General features: G+C 67.0%; 3 protein-coding genes. 1 reads left to right on the forward strand and 2 read right to left on the reverse strand.

The window, feature by feature from the left end:
- Positions 1-1494: SulP family inorganic anion transporter (locus JMF90_RS27375; protein ID WP_201325663.1), on the forward strand; the 1494-nt coding region annotated here is incomplete at its 5' end.
- A gap of 72 nt (positions 1495-1566) precedes the next feature.
- On the opposite strand, the gene JMF90_RS27380 is transcribed toward JMF90_RS27375, so the two are convergent.
- Together JMF90_RS27380 and JMF90_RS27385 are read right to left on the reverse strand one after the other, a co-directional pair.
- Positions 1567-3111 (reverse strand): 2-isopropylmalate synthase, encoded by a 1545-nt coding sequence (locus JMF90_RS27380; RefSeq protein ID WP_011545821.1) that lies wholly within the window; start codon positions 3109-3111, stop codon positions 1567-1569.
- 342 nt (positions 3112-3453) lie between these two features.
- The coding region (locus tag JMF90_RS27385) for a phosphatidylcholine/phosphatidylserine synthase (RefSeq protein WP_374104276.1) at positions 3454-3989 on the reverse strand (536 nt) is incomplete at its 5' end.

A 3989-nucleotide genomic window follows, 5' to 3' on the forward strand; every position in this document is an offset into this window, starting at 1 on the left:
GTTTTCCTCGTCGCGCTACCGCTCTGTCTCGGCATCGCCAATGCGTCCGGCGTCGAGCCGTTCGCCGGGCTCGTGTCGGGCATCGTCGGCGGCATCGTCGTCGCACTGCTGAGCGGCTCGTCGCTGTCCGTCAGCGGGCCGGCCGCCGGCCTCGTCGTGATCGTCGTCGAAGGGATCGCGCAACTCGGCAGCTTCTCCGCGTTCCTGCTCGCGGTGCTGCTGTCCGGCGTGCTGCAGTTCGGCTTCGGCATGCTGCGCGCCGGCCGCTTCGCCGCTTACGTGCCATCGCCGGTCATCAAGGGCATGCTCGCCGCGATCGGCCTGCTGCTGATCGTGAAGCAGATTCCGTTCGCATTCGGCCTCGGCGGCCAGGCCGCGCAATCGTTTGCGAACTGGCCGAGCCTGCCGACCGCATGGGCCGCCACGGTGATCGCGCTTGCGTCGCTCGGGCTGCTGATCGCGTGGGACACGCCGGCTCTCAAGCGCTTCGCGTGGGTGCGCTCGGTACCCGCGCCGCTCGCGGTCGTCGTGCTCGGCATCGGCGCGACGCTCGTGCTCGGCGTGGTCGCACCGGCAGCCGCACCGGGCGCCGCCCATCGCGTCACGCTGCCCGAATTCGACTCGTTCGCGGCGCTCGCGGCATCGCTCAAGCATGCAGAGCTCGGCCCGAACTTCGCGCAACTGCTCAATCCGGACGTATGGCGCGTGGCGATCACGCTTGCGGTCGTCGCAAGCCTCGAGACGCTGCTGTGCCTCGAAGCGGTCGAACAGATCGATCCGAAGCGGCGGCCGACGCAACCCGATCGCGAGCTGAAGGCGCAGGGCGTCGGTAACCTCGTCGCGGGCGCCGTCGGCGGCCTGCCGATCACGTCGGTGATCGTGCGCAGTTCGGCCAACGTCAACGCCGGCGCGCAAAGCCGGATGTCCGCGATCGTGCACGGGGTCCTGCTGCTCGCGAGCGTGTTTGCGCTCACCGGCCTGATCAACCTGATCCCGCTCGCGAGCCTGGCCGCGATCCTGATCCACACCGGTCTGAAGCTCGCGAAGCCCGCGCTGTTCCGCTCGGTCATGAAGCAAGGCCCGGCCGCGTTCGCGCCGTTCGCGGCGACGATCGCGGGTGTGCTGGCGGTCGACCTGCTGTTCGGCATCGCGCTCGGCCTCGCATGCAGCGTGCTGGCCGTCGCCGTCGCGAACCTGAAGAGCCCCGTCACGCTCGCGCAGCATGACGATCACTTCCTGCTGTCGTTCCGCAAGGACGTGTCGTTTCTCGGCAAGGTGCAGGTCAAGCACCACCTGCGGCACATTCCGGACCGGGCGGCGGTGATCATCGACGCGACGCGCGCCGACTACATCGATCACGACGTGCTCGAACTGCTCGATGCGTTCGTCGCCGATGCGCCGCGGCGCGGGATCGCGGTCGAGTTCCGCCGGCGCAATCCGGCGCCACGCCCGGCGGCGCGCCGCTGGCTGTTCCGCGCGCCGGCCGCGGAATGAGCGGCCAATGAAAAAACGCCCCGGCGGCGCAGGGCCGCACGGGGCGTCTCGGTGCCGCGCAACGCGCGGCGCTTACGCGCGCTGCGGGTTGAGCTTGTCGTCCTTCGAGTGCAGCTTGTTCAGCGCGGAAATGTACGCCTTCGCGGATGCGGCGACGATATCCGGATCGGTGCCCACGCCGTTGACGATCCGCCCGCTCTTCGACAGCCGGACGGTCACTTCGCCCTGCGCCTGCGTGCCGGTCGTGATCGCGTTGACCGAGTACAGCAGCAGCTCGGACCCGCTGCCGACTTCACCCTCGATCGCATTGAACGTCGCGTCGACCGGGCCGTTGCCGCGCGCCTCGCCGGTCACTTCCTTGCCTTCGACCGCGAACACGACCTTCGCCTGCGGCTGCTCGCCCGTTTCCGAACGCTGCGACAGCGACACGAACTTGAAGTGCTCCTGTTCCTGCGCGAGCGCCGATTCCTCGGACACGATCGCGATGATGTCCTCGTCGAAGATCTCGGCCTTGCGGTCGGCCAGATCCTTGAAGCGCATGAACGCGGCATTCAGTTCGGCTTCGCTGTCGAGCGACACGCCCAGCTCCTGCAGACGCTGCTTGAACGCGTTGCGGCCCGACAGCTTGCCGAGCACGATCTTGTTCGCGGTCCAGCCCACGTCTTCCGCACGCATGATCTCGTAGGTGTCGCGCGCCTTCAGCACGCCGTCCTGGTGAATGCCCGATGCGTGCGCGAATGCGTTGGCGCCGACCACCGCCTTGTTCGGCTGCACGACGAAGCCGGTAATCTGCGACACGAGCTTCGACGTCGGCACGATCTGCGTCGTGTCGATGCCGACGTCGAGACCGAAGTAGTCCTTGCGGGTCTTCACGGCCATCACGATTTCCTCGAGCGACGTGTTGCCCGCGCGCTCGCCGAGACCGTTGATCGTGCATTCGATCTGCCGCGCACCGCCGATCTTCACGCCGGCGAGCGAGTTCGCCACCGCCATCCCGAGGTCGTTGTGGCAATGCACGGAGAAGATCGCCTTGTCCGAGTTCGGAATGCGTTCGCGCAGCGTCTTCACGAGGTTGCCGTAGAGTTCCGGCACGCCGTAGCCGACCGTATCGGCGATGTTGATCGTCGTCGCGCCCTCGGCGATCACCGCTTCCAGCACACGGCACAGGAAATCGAGATCCGAACGGCTGCCGTCTTCCGGCGAGAATTCGACGTTGTCGGTGAACTTGCGCGCGAAACGCACCGCGAGACGCGCCTGCTCGAACACCTGGTCCGGCGTCATCCGCAGCTTCTTCTCCATGTGCAGCGGCGACGTCGCGATGAACGTATGGATCCGCGCGCTGTTGGCCGGCTTGAGCGCGTCCGCCGCGCGCTGGATGTCCTTGTCGTTGGCCCGCGCCAGCGAACAGATCGTGCTGTCCTTCACGAGACCGGCGATCGTGTGGATCGCGTCGAAATCGCCGTTCGAGCTGGCGGCGAAACCGGCCTCGATCACGTCGACCTTCATCCGCTCGAGGTGCTTCGCGATGCGGATTTTCTCTTCCTTCGTCATCGACGCGCCGGGCGATTGCTCGCCGTCACGCAACGTCGTATCGAAAATGATCAGCTTGTCTGTCATGGGGGGCTCCAGGGCTCTTTTATACGGAAGTCAAACGTAACGAGATCGCGCCACCGCTGGCGACGCTCAACAACAGACGAGGCTTGAGACGGAGGGCGAGAACAGTCAGCGCGGCAGGCGCGCCGAAGCTGGCGCGCGTAGCAGCGCACCGGCTAGAAGGAGGGAGAAGCGGGGAAATGCAGTCATGCCGCAGACTATAGCGACATTCCGTGGACCGCGCAATTGGACGACACCCGGGGACGGCACCCGGAAACCGTGAACCGGCGCGGCCCGGCTCGAAAAAGGGGCAAATGAAAACGGCGGCCCCGAGACCGCCGTTTCCGGGCAAATCGTGCGTCGGCGTCAGTGATCGCGCTGCGACGAGCGCGCCGGATTCGCGCGCCCGCGGATGGCCATGTAGGCCCAGAACACGTAGCCGGACAGACCGTACAGCACGAACAGGCAGAACAGCATCAGCGGCGGATCGGACGACACGAGCACGAACGCGACGACGACGAGCAGGATCGCCGCGAACGGCACGCGGTGCCGCACGTCGAGCGCCTTGCCGCTGTAGAACGGCGCGTTCGACACCATCGTCACGCCCGCGTAGATCGTCAGCACGAACGCGACCCACGGCAGCCAGCCGAGCTTCATCGGCACGCGGTTGTCGGTCGCGAGCCACACGAAGCCGGCGATCAGCGCGGCGGCGGCCGGGCTCGGCAACCCCTGGAAGAAGCGCTTGTCGACCACGCCGATGTTCGTGTTGAAGCGCGCGAGGCGCAGCGCGGCGCCCGAGCAATAGACGAACGCGGCGAGCCAGCCCCAGCGGCCGAGATCCTTCAGCACCCACTCGTACATCACGAGCGCGGGCGCGACGCCGAACGACACCATGTCGGAAA

This window comes from Burkholderia sp. E168m23, assembly GCF_016586125.1.
Classification (GTDB): Bacteria; Pseudomonadota; Gammaproteobacteria; order Burkholderiales; family Burkholderiaceae; genus Burkholderia; species Burkholderia orbicola.